Consider the following 17961-nt stretch of genomic DNA (forward strand, 5'->3'; position numbering starts at 1 on the left):
ATGAGCAGAAAGAACATTACAATCAGAAGCCTGGTGGAAATGAAATCGGCGGGTGAAAAAATCTCCGTATTGACCAGCTATGATGCCAGTTTCACCCAGCTGATCGAGTCGGCAGGTGTCGATGTAATCCTGGTGGGAGATTCCCTGGGGATGGTGATCCAGGGACAGGAGAGCACACTGCCGGTAACCCTCGATGAGATGATCTACCACACTCGCAATGTAGCCCGTGCCAGAAACCATGCCCTGTTGGTCTCCGATATGCCTTTCATGAGTTATCGCTCCCCTGAACTGGCACTGGAATCGGCCGGACGGTTGATGAAAGAGGGGGGCGCTCAGATGGTGAAACTGGAGGGTGGTGCGATTCATTTGCAGACCATTCGTCAACTGTCTGGCCAGGGCATCCCGGTTTGCGGTCATCTGGGTCTGCTGCCCCAGTCGGTACATAAGCTGGGTGGCTACCGGGTACAGGGCCGAGGTGAGCGGGATGCTGAGCAGATCCTGGATGATGCGGTTGCCCTCGAAGAGGCGGGAATCGATCTGCTGGTTCTGGAGTGTGTTCCGGATCAACTGGCGGCCAGGATCAGTCGGAAATTAACCATTCCGGTGATTGGTATTGGTGCAGGAGTGGATTGTGACGGACAGGTGTTGGTGCTCTACGACATGCTGGGAATCAATCCACATCCACCCAGTTTCGTGGAGAATTTTCTCCACTCCGGCCGAACCATAGAAGAGGCGATCAAGGCCTATTCCACAGCCGTCAAGCAAGCTGATTTCCCCACCAAGGAGCACAGTTTTTCATGAGTGGTTCACTGCTGACCTACGACCAGATAGCCCCCTTGCGCCAGATGGTTCACAGCTGGCGATCACATGGCGAGAAGATCGGTTTTGTACCCACCATGGGCAATCTTCACTCGGGTCATCTGGCCCTGGTGACTGAAGCCAAAAGGCGTGCCCAGAGAGTGGTGGTCAGTATTTTCGTCAATCCTTTGCAGTTTGGCGCCGGAGAGGATTTCGAGGATTATCCCCGCACCCTGGATGCCGACAAGCAGCAACTGCTCGAGGCGGGCGTCGATCTGCTGTTTGCACCGACACCGGAGGTCGTCTACCCCGCAGGCCAGGCACAACAGACCCGTGTGGAAGTACCGGAAATCTCCGATGTGCTGTGTGGCGCCAGTCGCCCCGGCCATTTTGTGGGTGTCGCTACCGTGGTATGCAAACTCTTCAATATGGTGCAGCCGGATCTTGCCGTGTTCGGTGAGAAGGATTTCCAGCAGTTGATGGTGATTCGCCGGATGGTGGAAGATCTCTGCCTTCCGGTTGATATCCTCGGTCTGAAAACGGTACGTGAGGAGGATGGTCTGGCAAAGAGTTCCCGCAATGGCTATCTCAACGAGGAACAGCGGCAGATAGCACCTCAGCTTTTCCGGATAATGCAACAGACAGCCCAGGCCCTGGCCGGGGGGCAGCGGGATTTTACCCGTGTCGAGTCCGAGGCCCGGGAGAAACTCCTCGCTGCCGGGTTCCAGCCTGATTACTATGTGATTCGTAATGCGGATGACCTGGCTCTGCCCGCTGAAGCTGATCCTCGGCTGGTGATTCTCGCCGCCGCCCACCTGGGGACGACCCGACTGATCGACAATCTGCTGGTCGAATAGCACCAATTTGGCTCAAATTGTTACAGATTGTTTAATCTTTCTGTAAATTATAATAGAATTGGAAATCATAATAGCTTTAGTTAATACTTAATTGACTCATGGTAAGTATCAGATAAAACAAAGAAATTAGACTTAATAGCCTGTGAGAGAAGGGTTTTTCAGAGCTGGAATCACCCATAAAAGAATAAAATGCTGCATAGCAGCATTTGTTATTGATAGCTGAGTCATAATCGCGGATAATTACCGGCCAGTTACAGTCTAAACTTGGGATCTATGCCCGGTTTGGGTTGGCTAGATTTAAAATTTTCACCATAAAGGTCATGAATCCATGCAGCTGACATTACTCAAGTGCAAGCTACACAGGGCATGTGTCACCCACTCAGAATTGGACTACGAAGGCTCATGTGCCATTGATGCCGAGCTGATGCAGCTGGCAGGCATCCATGAGTACGAACAGATCCAAATCTATAACGTGACCAACGGTGAAAGGTTCACAACCTACGCCATTCTGGCCGAGGCGGGTTCTCGGGTAATTTCCGTCAATGGCGCTGCGGCGCACAAAGCCAATCCGGGCGATCGCGTGATTATTTGTGCCTATGCCGGTCTGGATGCGGATGAGATGAAAGGATTCAAACCAAGCCTGGTCTATCTGAACGAAGAGAATCAGGTGCTTCGTACCGGTGACGCCATTCCGATTCAGGCAGCCTGAGCGGGATATCACTCAGCCCAACCACCACCTCTTTAGCGAGTGACGAAATAGTTCACTTTCAGGGCTTCAATCCTGCTCTTGGTCAAGCTGTGGCTAATCAGAGACCAGGATCGTCGATCGATGTCTGGTAAAGTTCAAGGTAGTGCTGCGCACTGGCCTCCCAACTCAGATCCTGCTGCATGCCGGTCATGGCAAGTATATCCCAGTCACTGCCTGAGCGTCGGTAGAAATTGATGGCGTGTTCAATCGCGCCCCATAGGCTGCTGCCGTCGGCGTTATCAAAGACAAAACCCGTGGCAGTGCCATTCGCCAGTGTGTGCGGTGTGACATCGACGACACTATCCGCCAATCCGCCGGTACGCCGGACAATCGGCACAGTGCCATATCTCAGGCTGTACATCTGGTTCAAGCCGCAAGGTTCGAATCGGGAAGGCATCAGAAAACAGTCGCTGCCGGCCTCGATACGATGGGAGAGTCCCTCATCGTAACCGATGGTGATACCCACCCGGCTATGGTATCGGTTACTGATCTTTTCCAGTGCGCTTTGCAGGCTATGGTCCCCGGATCCCAGCAGTACCAGCTGAGCTCCTGAGTCCATGAGCCCCGGCAGAACCTGCAGGATCAGGTCGACACCCTTCTGATCCACCAGCCGACCGACATATCCGAACAAGGGAATATACTCATCCTCAGGCAGTCCGAACTCCCGTTGCAGCGCCAGTTTGTTATTGCGTTTGGCCGGGAAGCTGTCGATGGAGTAGGGGGTGTCGATGTGGGGATCGTTGAGTGGATCCCACTGATGGTAGTCGATGCCGTTGAGGACGCCGCTGAAATGGCTGGCGCGGTATTGCAGCAAGCCCTCCAGGCCATAGCCGAACTCAGCGGTTTTGATCTCTTCCGCATAGGTGGGACTGACCGTATTGACCCGGTCGGACAGAGCAATCCCCCCTTTGATGAATGAGAGTTGGTCATGGAACTCCAGGGCGTGATGGGTCCAGAGCGATTTATCGAGACCGAGTCGAAGAAAGGTCGCCCAGTCAAACAGGCCCTGATAGGCCAGGTTGTGTATGGTGAACAGGGTGGCTGGACGCTGCTCCTCAGGCTGCAGCAGGGGGGCGATCAAGCCGGTCTGCCAATCGTTGGCATGAACAACTTCCGGCTGCCAGTCGAGGCCGGCCCTGTCCAGAGCAACCAAGACGGCCACCTGACAAAAGAGCATGAACCGGTCAGCATTGTCGGGCCAGTTATAGCCCTCCGGCGTGAGATAGGGATTGCCTGGGCGATCGAACCATCTGGGTGCATCGACTACATACATCGGTACCTGATGGGGGCCACACTCCCCCTGGAGCAGCGTGACCGTACTGCCATCGACTTGCAGCTCAGACACCTTTTGCAGATTATCCGCTTTGGCGAGTACCTGGGGATAGCCTGGAACGATCAGGCGGCAGTCCATGCCAATATGGTTCAGCGCAGCGGGCAGACTGCCGGCTACGTCAGCCAAGCCGCCAGTCTTGATGAGAGGTGCCACTTCGCTGCTGGCATAGAGGATCTTCATCGTTAGTTGCTATTCCACACTGTTTTCGATTAAAAGAACCAATGTAAGCATTATTTCAATTCTCAACGCAACCATTATTCTGTTGCAGATTGATTCTGTGCCTCCGGATTGGGGTGTATGGGCTAGTGCAGTGACCTCGGATAGAATAGTCAGTGTGTCGATGGAGTATGGTGCAATCGTTTTGCCCTCCTTGCACTGATGCGGGTATCTTCATACTATCTCGCACAATCCGGTCCTCAAATCTGAAGGCCAAACATAATATAAGAAAAGAGCGATCATGACAGAGATACATCAGACGGATGAGTGGCGCGCACTAGAGTCGCATTGGCAGGATATGGAATCGGTCCAGATGCGCGAACTGTTTCAACAGGGGCCTGAACGCTCCGAGCAGCTGTCGATCAGGCAGTGCGGCATACTGCTCGACTATTCGAAGAATCGCATCACCAGCCAGACCATGAAGCTGTTACTGGCGTTGGCCAACAGTATCGACCTGGACGGCTGGCGTCGCCGGATGTTTTCTGGAGAGCGCATCAATATCACGGAAGACAGGGCGGTACTGCATGTCGCACTGAGGAATCGCAGTAATCAACCGATCTGGTTCGATGCCGAGGATGTAATGCCCGGCGTCAACGCCATCCTGGAGAAGATGGCTTCATTCACTGAGCAGGTACGCTCCGGAGATTGGAAAGGCTACAGCGGCAAGTCCATTACCGATGTGGTCAATATCGGTATTGGCGGCTCCAATCTCGGGCCATTGATGGTCTGTGAGGCGTTGAAGCCCTATCAGCGGGATGATCTGCGTCTCCATTTCGTATCCAATGTGGATGCCAGCCATATTCACGATACCCTCAGTGGGCTGAATCCGGAGACCACCCTGTTCGTGGTGGCATCCAAGACCTTCACCACTCAAGAGACCCTGACCAATGCGGCCACGGCCAGAGCATGGCTATTGGATAGTCTCAAGGATCAGGCGGCTGTAGCCCGCCACTTCGTTGCGGTCTCCACCAACGCCGAAAAGGTCGCTGAGTTCGGTATCGATACTCAGAACATGTTCGAATTCTGGGATTGGGTGGGTGGACGCTACTCCCTTTGGTCTGCGATTGGACTGCCGATCGCCATCGCCATTGGTATGCCACGCTTCTATGAGCTGTTGGAGGGTGCCCATGAGATGGACCAGCACTTTCTGCATGCGGATCTGTCTCAGAACATGCCGGTCATCATGGCCCTGCTGGGTATCTGGTATGTCAACTTTGCCGGCTTTCACAGTCATGCCATACTCCCCTACGATCAGTTCATGAGGTATCTGCCGGACTATCTCCAGCAGGCGGACATGGAGAGCAATGGTAAACGGGTGACCCGTTTTGGCAGACCGGTGGAGTACGCAACCGGGCCGGTTATCTGGGGGGCTGCCGGCACCGATGGTCAGCATGCCTTCTATCAGCTGATTCATCAGGGCACCCAGATCATCCCTTGCGATTTTATCATTCCGGTGAACAGTCAGAATGAATCCACCGACCATCATCAGAAACTGTTTGCCAACTGCCTGGCTCAAACAGAGGCCCTGATGAGAGGTAAGAACCGTACCGAGGCACGTGAGGAGATGGAGCAGGCGGGTATGTCGCCGGAGCAGATTGTCGATCTGCTGCCGCACAAGATTTTCCCAGGCAATCGCCCCAGCAACACCCTGCTGATCGACAAGATCACCCCATCTCGTTTGGGTTCGTTGATCGCCCTGTATGAGCACAAGATTTTTGTGCAGGGCATGATCTGGCAGGTCAACTCATTCGATCAATGGGGGGTCGAGCTGGGTAAACAGCTGGCGGGTGTCATCCAGCCGGAACTGCTGCAAGAGCAGGCCGAGCTGAAACATGACAGCTCAACCAATGGATTGATCAACTATTTCCACCGGCATCGGTTGCCGACCCGGTGACCAAACAGGTCAATTTCAGGGGCTGTTGGATTGGTGTTAACAGGCCCTAGTGACTTCCTTTGAGGATGATTGCGCCCAATGGGGGCAGGGTGAGGATGATTGAATGATCCCTACCCATCCAGGAGACTTTCTCAGTATCCAGCGGTTTGCCATTGCCCATGTTGGAACCGCCGTAAAACTCGGAATCGGAGTTCATGATCTCCTGGTACTGTCCAGGCCGATTGACACCGATCCGATAGTTGTCCCTGGGCACCGGTGTGAAGTTGAGTACGATCAGTAACTCATTGCCGTCCCGGTCCTTGCGTGCGTAACTGAGAATCGACTGGGAACTGTCGTGACAGTCGATCCACTCAAAACCGGAGAATTCGAACTCATTCTGATGCAGGCTGGGGGACTCCCGGTATAATCTGTTCAGATCGGTCAGCAGGGTTGTGATTCCCCGGTGGTGAGGATAATCCTGAAGATACCAATCCAGGGCGTCATCATCATTCCACTCCCGCCCCTGGGCAAATTCACTGCCCATGAAGAGCAGCTTTTTACCGGGATAGGTAAACATGTAGGTATAGAGCAGCCGTAGATTGGCAAATCTTTGCCAGTCATCCCCAGGCATTTTGTCGATCATCGAGCCCTTGCCGTGAACCACCTCATCATGGGAGAAAGGCAAGACAAAATTCTCAGTGAAGGCATAGAGCAGGCCGAAGGTCAGCAGGTCGTGGTGATAGTGGCGATAGATCGGATCCTGTGACATGTAGGAGAGGCTGTCATGCATCCAGCCCATGTTCCATTTCATGCTGAATCCCAATCCACCCAGCCAAGTGGGTCGTGAGACCTGAGGCCAGGCGGTGGACTCTTCAGCGATCATCATGGTGCCCGGGTGAAGATCGTGTGTAACACTGTTCAGCTCACGCAGGAAATCGACGGCTTCCAGGTTCTCCCGGCCGCCATATTGATTGGGCACCCAGTCCCCCGGCTCCCTGGAGTAGTCCAGATAGAGCATGGAGGCAACCGCATCGACCCGCAGACCGTCGAGATGAAACTCTTCAAGCCAGTAGATGGCGCTGGAGATGAGAAAATTTCTGACTTCGTTGCGTCCGAAATTGAAGATCAGGGTGCCCCAGTCCCGGTGTTCACCCTTGCGGGGATCTTCATGTTCGTAGAGCGCGGTGCCGTCAAACTCCGCCAGTGCATGGCGATCTTTGGGGAAGTGGGCCGGCACCCAGTCGAGTAGAACGCCTATCCCGTTCTGATGCAGATGATCGATGAAATAGCGAAAATCGTCCGGCGTACCGAAGCGACTGGTCGGAGCGAAATAGCCGGTTGTCTGATACCCCCAGGAGCCGTCAAAGGGGTGTTCGGTGATGGGTAACAGCTCGATATGGGTAAAACCGACGGCCTTGACATGATCACAGAGCTGATGGGCAAGATCCCGGTAGTTGAGAAAATCACCCTGTTCATCCCGGCGCCATGAGCCGAGATGGACTTCATAGACCGACATGGGCTGTTGCTGCCAATTCGTGGTGGCCCGGGTGTTGATCCACTCTTCATCCTGCCAGCTGTAGTGATCATCGGCGATCACCACGGCGGCCGTTTCCGGTCGGCGCTGAAAATAGTTGCCATAGGGGTCGGTCCTCAAAGAGACATGACCCTCCTGGGTGCGGATTTCGAACTTGTAGAGAGAGCCGGGTTTGAGTTCAGGTATGAACAGCTCCCATACCCCGGAACCGCCCCGGGAACGCATCGGATGAATACGGCCATCCCATTGATTGAAATTCCCGACCACCGAAACACGGGTGGCATTCGGTGCCCATACCGCGAACAGCACCCCATCGATACCCTCTGCCTGATGGCTATGGGAACCGAAAAAGCGGTAGACATGGCGATGTTTGCCCTCATTGAACAGATGCATGTCGAATTCCGGCAACTGGGCGGAAAAGCTGTAGGGGTCGTGATTACTGTGGCTCTGGCCGAATTTATCCTGCCAATTCAGCAGATAGTGATCACCGACCTGATCAGCCGGCAATGACAGGGAGAAAAAATCAGTACCGCTGACCCGAGGAATCTGCTGCCCCGACTCAGCCAGGCTGACCTTTTCCGCATGGGGTAAAAACAGGTTGATCTGACAAACACCTGCATTGACATGACACCCTAAAACCTCAAACGGGTCATGGTGGCATGCATCGATAATGCGTTGCATGGCTTCGCTGATTGTGTTTGTCTTTTGGCTTTTCATAGTTAAGAAAACCTGCTTCTTGGAGTACGCCTTGAAGGGAACATGATGTTACCATAGTCTGGTGTAGTGTCTCATACTAATGCGCTTTTGTAGTGTAACGCCAAGACATTGGCCGCCAGGCAGGTGACGCAGGGAGTGGCACCCCCCTTCATGTCAGGCAATGGTGCGTACGATGAGTTGTTATCCCGCCCGGATGCAGCTTCGCAGCGGCTCCAACTCTGCGCTGCATCATAATTAAGCGTGCATTAGTATGAGACACTACACAAGATCCTGGCTCGTAAATGAGTGAACCAGGGAAAGACTTAAAAACGGCAGTTATTGTTGGCCTAACGGCTATGGAGGAACTCTCGATGATAGACCAGAGCCAGCGCTTTGTCAGTCTGTTGACAAGAAATACCCTTGCGCTGATCCTAGCAGGTGGACGTGGTTCCAGACTCAAGCATCTGACCAAGTGGCGCTCCAAGCCGGCGGTTCCCTTCGGTGGGAAGTTTCGAATTGTCGATTTTCCCCTATCCAACTGCATCAACTCAGGGATACGCCGAGTTGGTGTACTTACCCAATACAAAGCCCACTCCCTGCTGCTGCATATCCAGCGTGGTTGGAACTTCCTGCGTGGGGAGTTCGGAGAATTTGTCGAGTTATTGCCGGCGCAACAGCGGATTGAGAGCAGTTGGTATGAGGGTACGGCAGATGCGGTCTACCAGAATCTGGATATCCTGCGCAGCCACAATCCGGACTATGTGCTGATTCTGGCGGGCGACCATATCTATAAAATGGACTATGGCACCATGATCGCCGAGCATGTTGAATCCGGTGCCGACATGACCGTAGGTTGCCTGACGGTGGATTTGGAAAGTGCCAAGGAGTTTGGCGTGATGACCGTGGACTCTGATAACTGGGTCAGTGAATTCAGTGAAAAACCGGCCGACCCCAAACCGATTCCGGGACATGATAATCTGGCTCTGGCCTCTATGGGGATCTACGTATTCAACCGCAAGTTTCTGTTTGAACAACTGATCCGGGATGCGGATATGCCGCAATCCTCTCACGATTTCGGTAAGGACATCATTCCCCAGGTGATCGAAAAATACCGGGTGCTGGCCTATCCGTTCACCGACTCTACCAGTGGCAAACAGGCCTATTGGCGTGATGTGGGTACCATCGATGCATTCTGGACCGCCAATCTGGAGCTGATCGGTGTCACACCGCCACTCAATCTCTACGATCGCAGCTGGCCCATCTGGACCTATCAGGAGCAACTGCCCCCCGCCAAGTTCGTGTTTGATGATGAAGAGCGGCGCGGCATGGCGGTGGACTCCATGGTCTCGGGGGGGTGTGTGATCTCCGGCGCCAAGGTGACCAATTCTCTGCTGTTTTCCAATGTGCGGGTCAACTCTTACAGTAGTGTGAATCAGACCGTGGTGCTGCCTGATGTCAATATCGGGCGTAACTGCAGAATCAACAAAGCGGTGATCGATCGGGGTTGTGATATCCCGGAAGGTACGATTATCGGCGAAGACCCCGCTGCGGATGCGGAGCGATTCTATGTCAGTGAAAAGGGCGTTGTCCTGGTGACGCCGGAAATGTTGGGTCAGGTTCTACACCATGTCAGATAGCGAACATCAAGATAACCGCCTGCAGGTGGTTTTCTGCTGGCATATGCATCAGCCCTACTACAAAGGGCCGGAGGGCAGTGATTATCTGCTGCCCTGGGTCTATCTGCATGGGCTGAAGGACTACTCTGATATGGCGGCCCATCTTGAACATGTGCCGGATGCCAAGGCGGTGGTGAATTTCGCCCCCGTACTGCTTGAACAGATCGATGACTACAGTGAGCAGATTGCAGCCTGGCTGAAAACGGGGCAGTTGATCAAGGATCCTCTGCTGGCCGCCCTGGCCGGTCCTGGACTGCCGGTGGATGAGGCCTACCGCAAAGAATTGATCAGTGCCTGTATGCGGGCCAATGAACATCGTCTGATCAGCCGCTTCAAACACTTCAATGAGCTGGCCGACCTGGTCAAGCACACACTGGAAAACGACCGCATGGTCGGCTATCTCAACGATCAGTGTCTGGTCGACCTGCTGGTCTGGTACCACCTGGCCTGGGTGGGTGAGTGTCAGCGGGTCAACGACCTGCGTGTCAGATCGCTGCAGGCCAAGGGTCGGGGATTCAATTCCGATGATCGCCGGCGCTTGATGGAGTTGATCGGGGAAGTGCTGCAGGGTTTACCCGGCCGCTATACCGATTTGGCAAAATCGGGCCAGGTGGAACTCTCGGTCACCCCCTATGCCCATCCCATCGTGCCGTTGATGATCGATATGGATTCAGCCAAGGACGCCTTGCCTTCGATTCATATGCCCGATCTGGAGCAGTACCCGGGCGGCGAGTCCCGTGCGAGATGGCATATGCGCAAGGGATTGGAGGTATTTGAAAAACATTTCGGCTTTCGACCCAAAGGGTGCTGGCCATCAGAAGGTGGTGTCAGTGAAGCCACCCTGAAAATGTTGGAAGAGGAGGGATTCAACTGGGCGGCCACCGGACAACAGGTGTTGAGTAACAGCCTGATGGCTGGAGGCGGGGATTCCCAGCTGCCCGATAACTGGGTGCACTCCGCATACCACGTCCAGGAGGGGCACCTCAACATGTTCTTTCGCGATGACGGCCTGTCGGATCTGATTGGATTCACCTATGGTGAGTGGCATGCCGATGATGCGGTCGGGGATCTGATCAATCACCTGGTCAATATCGCCGACTCCTGTAAAGGGGATCCGGATGCGGTGGTATCAATCATCATGGATGGAGAAAATGCCTGGGAATACTACCCTTACAACGGCAGCTACTTTCTCAATGCCATGTATGAAAGGTTGTCGCAGCATCCCCGCTTGAGACTGACCACCTTTTCCGAAGTGTTGGATCGACAGAAGAAACTCTCGCCAAGACTCTCCAAGCTGGTGGCCGGTAGCTGGGTTTATGGCACCTTTACCACCTGGATCGGTGATCGCGATAAGAATCGCGCCTGGGATATGTTGGGTGAGGCTAAAAAGGTTTATGACCAGGTCCTGGACACCAAGAATTTTTCCGATGACCAGCTGAGGGAAATTGAAAAGCAGTTGGCAATCTGTGAAGGTTCCGATTGGTTTTGGTGGTTCGGTGACTACAATCCCGAGTCCACCGTAAGCGATTTTGAACAACTGTTCCGCAGCCAGCTCTCTCATCTGTTCGAGCTGCTGGGTGAGGCAGTACCGGACTATCTTTCCGAAGTTTTTGCCGTAGGCAGCGGAGCGCCGGTGCAGGGCGGAGTGATGAAAAAGAATGATTAACACCAATACGAACTTGCGCAACAGTTCGCCGTCCATTGCCGGGAATGACCTATGAATGAGGCGGCCGACCCGCAGCTTCAACCTGTTCACAGCCTGTTGAAACGTCGCCGGGCCGGTGTACTGCTCCATGTCACCTCACTGCCAGGGCCTGCGACTGTAGGGGATCTGGGCAGCAATGCCTATCGCTTTGTCGATTTTCTGGTGGCCTCCGGGATGACCGTTTGGCAGATATTGCCAATTGGCCCAACCATGCATGATAACTCGCCCTATCAGAGCAGTTCAGTCTATGCGGGGAACCCCCGATTGATCAGCCTGGAGATGCTGCTTGAGCGGGGCTGGCTGGATGAGATGCCGGAAGCGCCGATCTCTGACGAGGAAAAGACCAACGCGATACATAACGCCGGCAAACGATTTCATGAGTCCGCCAGTGATGAGGAGCGCCATGATTATCAGCGCTTTATCGCCGAACAGAAACACTGGCTTGAAGATTACGCACTGTTCCAGGCTTTGAAACAGGAAGAGAGTGCCTGCTGGTGGGATTGGCATGTCACCCTACGGGATCGGAAACCACAGGCACTGGCTATGGCCAGAGCCAGACTCAAGTCGGTAATCCAGACGGTTTGTTTCGAACAGTATCTGTTCTACACCCAGTGGATGTGTCTCAAACAGTATGCCAACGAGCGGGGGATTCTGCTGTTTGGTGATGTGCCGATCTTCGTTGCGCACGACAGCGCCGAGGTGTGGGCCCATCGGGAGATTTTTGATCTGTTGGAGGATGGACATCCGCGGGTTGTTGCCGGTGTACCTCCGGACTATTTCTCTGAGACTGGACAGCGCTGGGGTAATCCCCTCTATTGCTGGGATAAGCTTTCTGAAGACAATTTCAGTTTCTGGGTGAATCGACTCAAAGCCCAATCCACCCTGTTTGATCTGCTGCGGATTGACCATTTCCGGGGATTTGAAGCCTATTGGGAAATACCCGCCGAGGAAGAGACCGCGGTGAACGGCCATTGGGTGGAGGCGCCGGGAGAGGAGCTGTTCGGGGTACTCTACCGGGAATTGCCTGAGCTGGAGCTGGTTGCAGAAGACCTGGGTGTCATCACCCCTGAGGTTGAAGCCTTACGCAAGGCCTGTGATCTACCCGGCATGAAGATTCTGCAGTTCGCCTTCTCCGGTGGCGCGGACAATCCCTATCTGCCTTTCCACCATACCAAGGATGCGGTGGTCTATACCGGAACCCACGATAACGATACCACCTTGGGCTGGTATACCGGCCTGGATGATCAATCCCGGGAATTTGTCGACGACTATCTGGGTAAACCAAGGGAGATCATGCCCTGGCCGATGATCCGTTCAGCTCTGGCGTCCCGGGCAAATCTGGCGATCATCCCGTTGCAGGATATACTGGGTCTCGACGGCAGCCATCGTATGAATACTCCGGGTACAACCGAAGGCAACTGGGATTGGCGATTCGATTGGGATATGGTCAAGCCGGAAACGGAATCCCGTTTAATGCATCGGGTAAAGATGTACGGCCGCTAATTGCTATAACCTATGCAGCACTTAGGCTTCAGACCTCAGGCTGTTCAGTACGGGCAAAAAAAAACCGCTTCGTCATTTCGTCGAAGCGGCTATACCAAAGGAGGATGGAGGAGATAAGCCACCAGAAAACGTGTTCTGGCTGACTTGATCATATTTCAACATTGCTACAGCTGGCTTTCATTGAGAAAAATCAATATAGGTGAAAATTCGCCTTCAGCGTGATCCAGTTCTCATTAATTGGCTGGGCCTGCATTTTCCCTTTTGATGAGTCAGTTGGCAGCTTTGATCCTCAGTGAATCTGGGGTAGCCTATCGGCAGTCACACTGATGATGACATGGATAAAACGGATTTTGTCAGAGAGGGAATTCGATCTGCGATCACTATTGGGCCGCTCTCCATGGCGCTCCTTCGCACTCCCTTTCATACCATTTCAAAAAGCGCCTTAGTGCACTGAAGAGATTGTCGTTCAACGCTTCGGCCTGATTGATACGACAGATTCGCGAGACGAATCGTTTGGCATCCACCTGTTCAAGCCTTTCGAAGCGTGGTGCTGTTTAAAGGACGAGCGCAGCGGTATTCTCAATGGGTTAATCGATAGTGTCTTAGGCAATTAAAAAGGTTGATATAGCCCCTGTTTACGAATCTCTATGGAGGAGAACTTTCGGCAGTTGCCGAATCATGGTAGTCCATTGTTTCGCTTGAGAAGTGATGGACTACCTTTTTTTTGCCTGGAATTTTCCTACCGGCCCGGCCACTCGAACAGATTGGGTCTGTTTGCTGCGGATGGCCTTACCAATGATTTTCAGAAATCCGCTTGATCCCAGCCGCTGGCATCACCACAACCAATCCAGCTATGAAGTCTGTGGGTGAGGGGCTTTTTCGAGTATCATTACCCCTTTCCAAATCTAAGACATAGGCTTGACGATGTTGATTCTCCGTGGCGCCCCAGCACTTTCCGATTTTCGCCTGCAAAAACTGACCAAACGGCTTTCGGAGCAACTTGGTGTTGCGGTGGATCTGGTATCTGAATATCTCCATTTTGCCAATGTGGAGCAGTCCCTGGAGACTGAAGAGAAGGCGGTTTTGGAGACAATTCTGCGCTATGGTCCGTCACTGCCTGCCAGAACACCGAGTGGCACCCTGTTACTGGTCGTACCCCGGCCGGGTACCCTCTCTCCCTGGTCATCCAAGGCGACCGATATCGCTCACCATTGTGGCCTGGAGAAGGTGCAAAGGATCGAACGCGGTATTGGCCACTATCTGAGTATCGAAGGAGAGCCGCTCAACAGTGAGCAGTTTATGCAGGCCGCTGCACTGCTGCATGACCGTATGACAGAGAGTGTGCTGTCGGATGCGGAGGATGCCACCTGCCTGTTCCAGCAGGCAGAACCAGCTGAGTACAAACAGGTGGATGTCATCAAAGGCGGACTGGATGCCCTGAAGCGTGCCAATCAGAGTCTGGGGCTGGCCCTGTCAGAGGATGAGATTGAGTACCTGGTTGAGAGTTTTCAGTCGCTGCAGCGCAATCCAACGGATGTCGAGCTGATGATGTTTGCCCAGGCGAATTCAGAGCACTGTCGACATAAGATCTTCAATGCTGACTGGGTGATCGACGGCGAGTCCCAGCCCCACTCTCTGTTCAAGATGATTCGCAATACCACTCAGGTCTCCCCCACGGGTGTGCTTTCGGCCTATAAAGACAATGCGGCGGTAATACAGGGGCCGGATGCGGAACGCTTTGTGCTCGACCCGGAAAGCCTCAACTACGGTTATGGGCAGGAGGAGATCAACATTCTGATGAAAGTTGAGACCCATAATCACCCGACTGCTATCTCGCCGGATCCAGGTGCGGCAACCGGTTCCGGCGGTGAGATCCGTGATGAAGGTGCAACGGGTAAGGGCTCCAAACCCAAAGCCGGTCTGTGTGGGTTCTCCGTCTCCAATCTGAAACTTCCCGATGCCGAGATGCCCTGGGAGGTGGAATACGGCAAACCGGGACGCATCGTTTCGGCGCTGGATATCATGCTGGAGGGACCGATCGGCGCTGCGTCATTCAATAATGAATTCGGACGCCCCAATCTGTGCGGCTATTTTCGAACTTACGAGGCTGAAGTGCCTGGTCCTGATGGGGCAGAAGTTCGCGGTTACCACAAACCGATCATGCTGGCAGGCGGGGTGGGCAACATCCGAAAGGAGCATATTGAAAAACACTCATTCCCCAGCGGCTCTCCGCTGATTGTGCTGGGTGGACCGGCGATGCTGATCGGGCTGGGTGGTGGCGCCGCTTCCAGTATGGCCAGCGGTACCTCGGCTGAGGATCTCGATTTTGCTTCGGTACAGCGTTCGAATCCGGAGATGGAGCGTCGTTGTCAGGAAGTGATCGATGCCTGTTGGGCCCGGGGTGAGGAGAATCCCATCCTGTTTATTCACGATGTGGGTGCCGGGGGGCTCTCCAACGCCTTGCCTGAGCTGGTCCATGATGCCGGGCTGGGTGGGCAGTTTGAGCTGCGGGCCGTACCCAATGACGACCTGGGCATGTCACCGATGGAGATCTGGTGTAACGAATCCCAGGAACGCTATGTGATGGCGGTCGATGTGAACAAGCTGGAAGCGTTCAAGGCGATCTGTGAGCGGGAGCGATGCCCCTATGCCGTGGTGGGAGAGGCCGTTGATGAACAGCAGCTGATCCTCGGCGATGCCCATTTCGACAACAATCCCATCGATATCCCGATGAATCTGCTGTTTGGCAAACCGCCGCGTATGCTTAAGGATGTTCGTCGCAAGACGTTTCAAAAACCCGAACTCGATTTTACCGATATCGATCTGAACGAGGCGGCTCTGCGGGTGTTGCAACTACCGACCGTGGCCAACAAGACCTTTCTGATCACTATCGGTGATCGTTCGATCACCGGCATGGTGACCCGTGATCAGATGGTTGGACCCTGGCAGGTGCCGGTAGCGGATGTGGCGGTCACCACCTCCGGTCTGATGGGTTACACCGGTGAGGCGATGGCGATGGGCGAGCGAACGCCACTGGCGCTGCTGGATGCACCGGCCTCCGGACGCATGGCCATCGGCGAGGCGATTACCAATATCGCCGCATCGGCCATCGCCCAGCTGTCCGACATCAAACTCTCAGCCAACTGGATGGCGCCCGCCGGCCATCCCGGTGAGGATGCGAAGCTGTATGACACGGTCAAGGCTGTCGGCATGGAACTCTGTCCCGCACTGGGCATTGCCATACCGGTCGGTAAGGACTCCATGTCGATGAAAACCGTCTGGCAGGAGCAGGGTGAGGAGCGGGCCGTAACCGCACCGATCTCGTTGATCATTTCTGCCTTTGCACCGGTTACCGATGTGCGTCGCACTCTTACACCCCAGTTACGCAGCGACCTCGGTGATACCGATCTGATTCTGATCGATCTGGGTAAGGGGATGAATCGGTTGGGTGCCTCGGCGCTGGCACAGGTCTATCAACAGATTGGTCACCATGGTGCGGACCTGGATGATCCTGCCGCCATGCAGCGATTTTTCAATCTGATTCAGGAGCTGAACCAGAGCAACCTGCTACTGGCCTACCATGATCGCTCCGATGGCGGTCTGTTTGCTCTGGTTTGTGAAATGGCGTTTGCCGGCCATTGCGGGGTGAGCATCGATATCGATGATCTGGGAGAGGAGGATTGCGCGGTTCTGTTCAACGAGGAACTTGGCGCAGTTATCCAGGTACGCCACAACGATACCGATGATGTCCTGAAAATGCTCAGCGATGCGGGACTGGGGCGCTGCAGCCATGTGATCGGCACCCTCAACAGCGATGATCGGATTGAATTCAATCGATCGGGCAGTCCGGTCGTGGCGGATCAGCGCAAGGTCTTTCAACAGGCCTGGTCGGAAACCAGCCGCCGGATGCAGGCCTTGCGGGACAACCCCGAGTGTGCGGATGAGGAGTATCAACGACTTGAGGAGGCGGATCCAGGTATTCAGGTCAGCCTCAGCTTTGATCCGGAAGAGGATGTGGCCGCACCGATGATCGCCAGTGGAGTCAGACCGGCGATGGCCATCCTGCGGGAGCAGGGGGTCAATGGTCAGCTGGAGATGGCGGCCGCCTTTTACCGCGCAGGCTTCGAATGTGTGGATGTGCATATGTCCGATATCATCGAAGGCCGAAGTCGACTCGATCAGTTCAAAGGTCTGGTGGCCTGTGGTGGATTCTCCTACGGTGATGTGCTCGGCGCCGGTGAGGGTTGGGCCAAATCGGTACTGTTCAACGAGCGGGCGAGGGAGACCTTTGCGGATTTCTTCAACCGTTCCGACAGCTTTGCACTGGGGGTCTGTAACGGCTGCCAGATGCTATCCAATCTGCATGAGCTGATTCCGGGTACCGAGCATTGGCCCCACTTCGTGCGAAATCGATCCGAACAGTTTGAAGCCAGATTTGTCACCGTTGAAGTGACTGAATCACCCTCTATCCTGTTGGCCGGCATGCAGGGCTCCCGTCTGCCGATCGCGGTGGCACATGGTGAGGGGCGGGCCGAGTTCCGCAGTCAGGAACAGTTGTCACAGGCCCGTGAGCTGATGGCCCTGCGCTATCTGGAGAACAGTGGTGATGTGGCGAGCCGATATCCGGCCAATCCGAATGGATCCCCTGAAGGCATGACCGGTTTTTGCAGCCGGGATGGTCGGGTCACCATCATGATGCCCCATCCGGAGCGGGTAACCCGAACGGTTCAGCACTCCTGGCATCCGGATGGGTGGGGAGAGGATGCCCCCTGGCTGCGCCTGTTCCGAAACGCCCGCCGCTGGGTGGAGTGATCAGCGGTTGGGCGGCTTGAGCCACTGACAATCACCAAGTCTTTGTCATTTCAACTCAGCAGGTTGCTGAAATACCAGCAAAAATCTGCTTGTTGATTGTGCTCTGGCCGGCAAAGCAGTCCTATATTTTGAAGCTGTTCAGTAACCAGCTCTTTGTTCAAAATGAGCTAAATCAATAGAGTTAGTAATGCTCTCCCGAGATGCTGGTAA

10 protein-coding genes are annotated in these 17961 nt (G+C 54.4%); 8 read left to right on the forward strand and 2 right to left on the reverse strand.

All coding sequences use genetic code 11. The annotated features are described in order from the left end of the window. From panB to panD, 3 genes are all read left to right on the forward strand, one after another. Window positions 1-801, forward strand: coding sequence for a 3-methyl-2-oxobutanoate hydroxymethyltransferase (gene panB / locus A3193_RS04615; protein ID WP_069005018.1), 801 nt, complete (start codon window positions 1-3; stop codon window positions 799-801). Next, entirely contained in the window at window positions 798-1655 is an 858-nt protein-coding gene (gene panC, locus A3193_RS04620; protein ID WP_071933778.1) for a pantoate--beta-alanine ligase, read from the forward strand. The genes panB and panC overlap by 4 nt, the downstream gene beginning before the upstream one ends. Window positions 1656-1983: 328 nt before the next feature. Continuing rightward, window positions 1984-2364, forward strand: a complete 381-nt coding sequence (panD, locus tag A3193_RS04625) for an aspartate 1-decarboxylase (RefSeq protein WP_069005019.1) — start codon at window positions 1984-1986, stop codon at window positions 2362-2364. A gap of 97 nt (window positions 2365-2461) precedes the next feature. Here the strand turns inward: panD and glgA are convergent, their stop codons facing one another. Beyond that, window positions 2462-3916: a glycogen synthase GlgA gene (gene glgA, locus A3193_RS04630; protein ID WP_069014198.1), complete on the reverse strand. Its 1455-nt coding sequence runs from the start codon at window positions 3914-3916 to the stop codon at window positions 2462-2464. Window positions 3917-4193: 277 nt separating this feature from the next. On the opposite strand from glgA, the gene pgi reads away from it, so the two are divergent. Continuing rightward, window positions 4194-5846 (forward strand): glucose-6-phosphate isomerase, encoded by a 1653-nt coding sequence (gene pgi, locus A3193_RS04635; RefSeq protein WP_069014199.1) that lies wholly within the window; start codon window positions 4194-4196, stop codon window positions 5844-5846. Window positions 5847-5892: 46 nt separating this feature from the next. Here pgi and glgB read toward each other — a convergent pair whose 3' ends face one another. Continuing rightward, window positions 5893-8076, reverse strand: a complete 2184-nt coding sequence (gene glgB, locus A3193_RS04640; protein ID WP_069014200.1) for a 1,4-alpha-glucan branching protein GlgB — start codon at window positions 8074-8076, stop codon at window positions 5893-5895. Window positions 8077-8426: 350 nt separating this feature from the next. Here glgB and glgC point away from each other — a divergent pair, with 350 nt between their 5' ends. The 4 genes from glgC (at window position 8427) to purL (ending at window position 17751) form a co-directional block, all read left to right on the forward strand. Next, window positions 8427-9692, forward strand: a complete 1266-nt coding sequence (gene glgC / locus A3193_RS04645) for a glucose-1-phosphate adenylyltransferase (RefSeq protein WP_069005023.1) — start codon at window positions 8427-8429, stop codon at window positions 9690-9692. After that, window positions 9682-11397: a glycoside hydrolase family 57 protein gene (locus A3193_RS04650; protein ID WP_069014201.1), complete on the forward strand. Its 1716-nt coding sequence runs from the start codon at window positions 9682-9684 to the stop codon at window positions 11395-11397. The genes glgC and A3193_RS04650 overlap by 11 nt, the downstream gene beginning before the upstream one ends. A gap of 51 nt (window positions 11398-11448) precedes the next feature. Next, window positions 11449-12939, forward strand: a complete 1491-nt coding sequence (gene malQ / locus A3193_RS04655; RefSeq protein WP_069005025.1) for a 4-alpha-glucanotransferase — start codon at window positions 11449-11451, stop codon at window positions 12937-12939. A gap of 924 nt (window positions 12940-13863) precedes the next feature. Continuing rightward, window positions 13864-17751 (forward strand): phosphoribosylformylglycinamidine synthase, encoded by a 3888-nt coding sequence (gene purL, locus A3193_RS04660; RefSeq protein ID WP_069005026.1) that lies wholly within the window; start codon window positions 13864-13866, stop codon window positions 17749-17751. Window positions 17752-17961: the final 210 nt, after the last annotated feature.

It is taken from the genome of Candidatus Thiodiazotropha endoloripes (assembly GCF_001708965.1).
GTDB lineage: Bacteria > Pseudomonadota > Gammaproteobacteria > Chromatiales > Chromatiaceae > Thiodiazotropha > Thiodiazotropha endoloripes.

Excerpts from the sequence above, each read along its gene's own strand:
- panB (WP_069005018.1), top strand. The coding sequence starts at position 1 with ATGAGCAGAAAGAACATTACAATCAGAAGCCTGGTGGAAATGAAATCG.
- panC (WP_071933778.1), top strand. The coding sequence starts at position 798 with ATGAGTGGTTCACTGCTGACCTACGACCAGATAGCCCCCTTGCGCCAG.
- panD (WP_069005019.1), top strand. The coding sequence starts at position 1,984 with ATGCAGCTGACATTACTCAAGTGCAAGCTACACAGGGCATGTGTCACC.
- glgA (WP_069014198.1), bottom strand. The coding sequence starts at position 3,916 with ATGAAGATCCTCTATGCCAGCAGCGAAGTGGCACCTCTCATCAAGACT.
- pgi (WP_069014199.1), top strand. The coding sequence starts at position 4,194 with ATGACAGAGATACATCAGACGGATGAGTGGCGCGCACTAGAGTCGCAT.
- glgB (WP_069014200.1), bottom strand. The coding sequence starts at position 8,076 with ATGAAAAGCCAAAAGACAAACACAATCAGCGAAGCCATGCAACGCATT.
- glgC (WP_069005023.1), top strand. The coding sequence starts at position 8,427 with ATGATAGACCAGAGCCAGCGCTTTGTCAGTCTGTTGACAAGAAATACC.
- A3193_RS04650 (WP_069014201.1), top strand. The coding sequence starts at position 9,682 with ATGTCAGATAGCGAACATCAAGATAACCGCCTGCAGGTGGTTTTCTGC.
- malQ (WP_069005025.1), top strand. The coding sequence starts at position 11,449 with ATGAATGAGGCGGCCGACCCGCAGCTTCAACCTGTTCACAGCCTGTTG.
- purL (WP_069005026.1), top strand. The coding sequence starts at position 13,864 with ATGTTGATTCTCCGTGGCGCCCCAGCACTTTCCGATTTTCGCCTGCAA.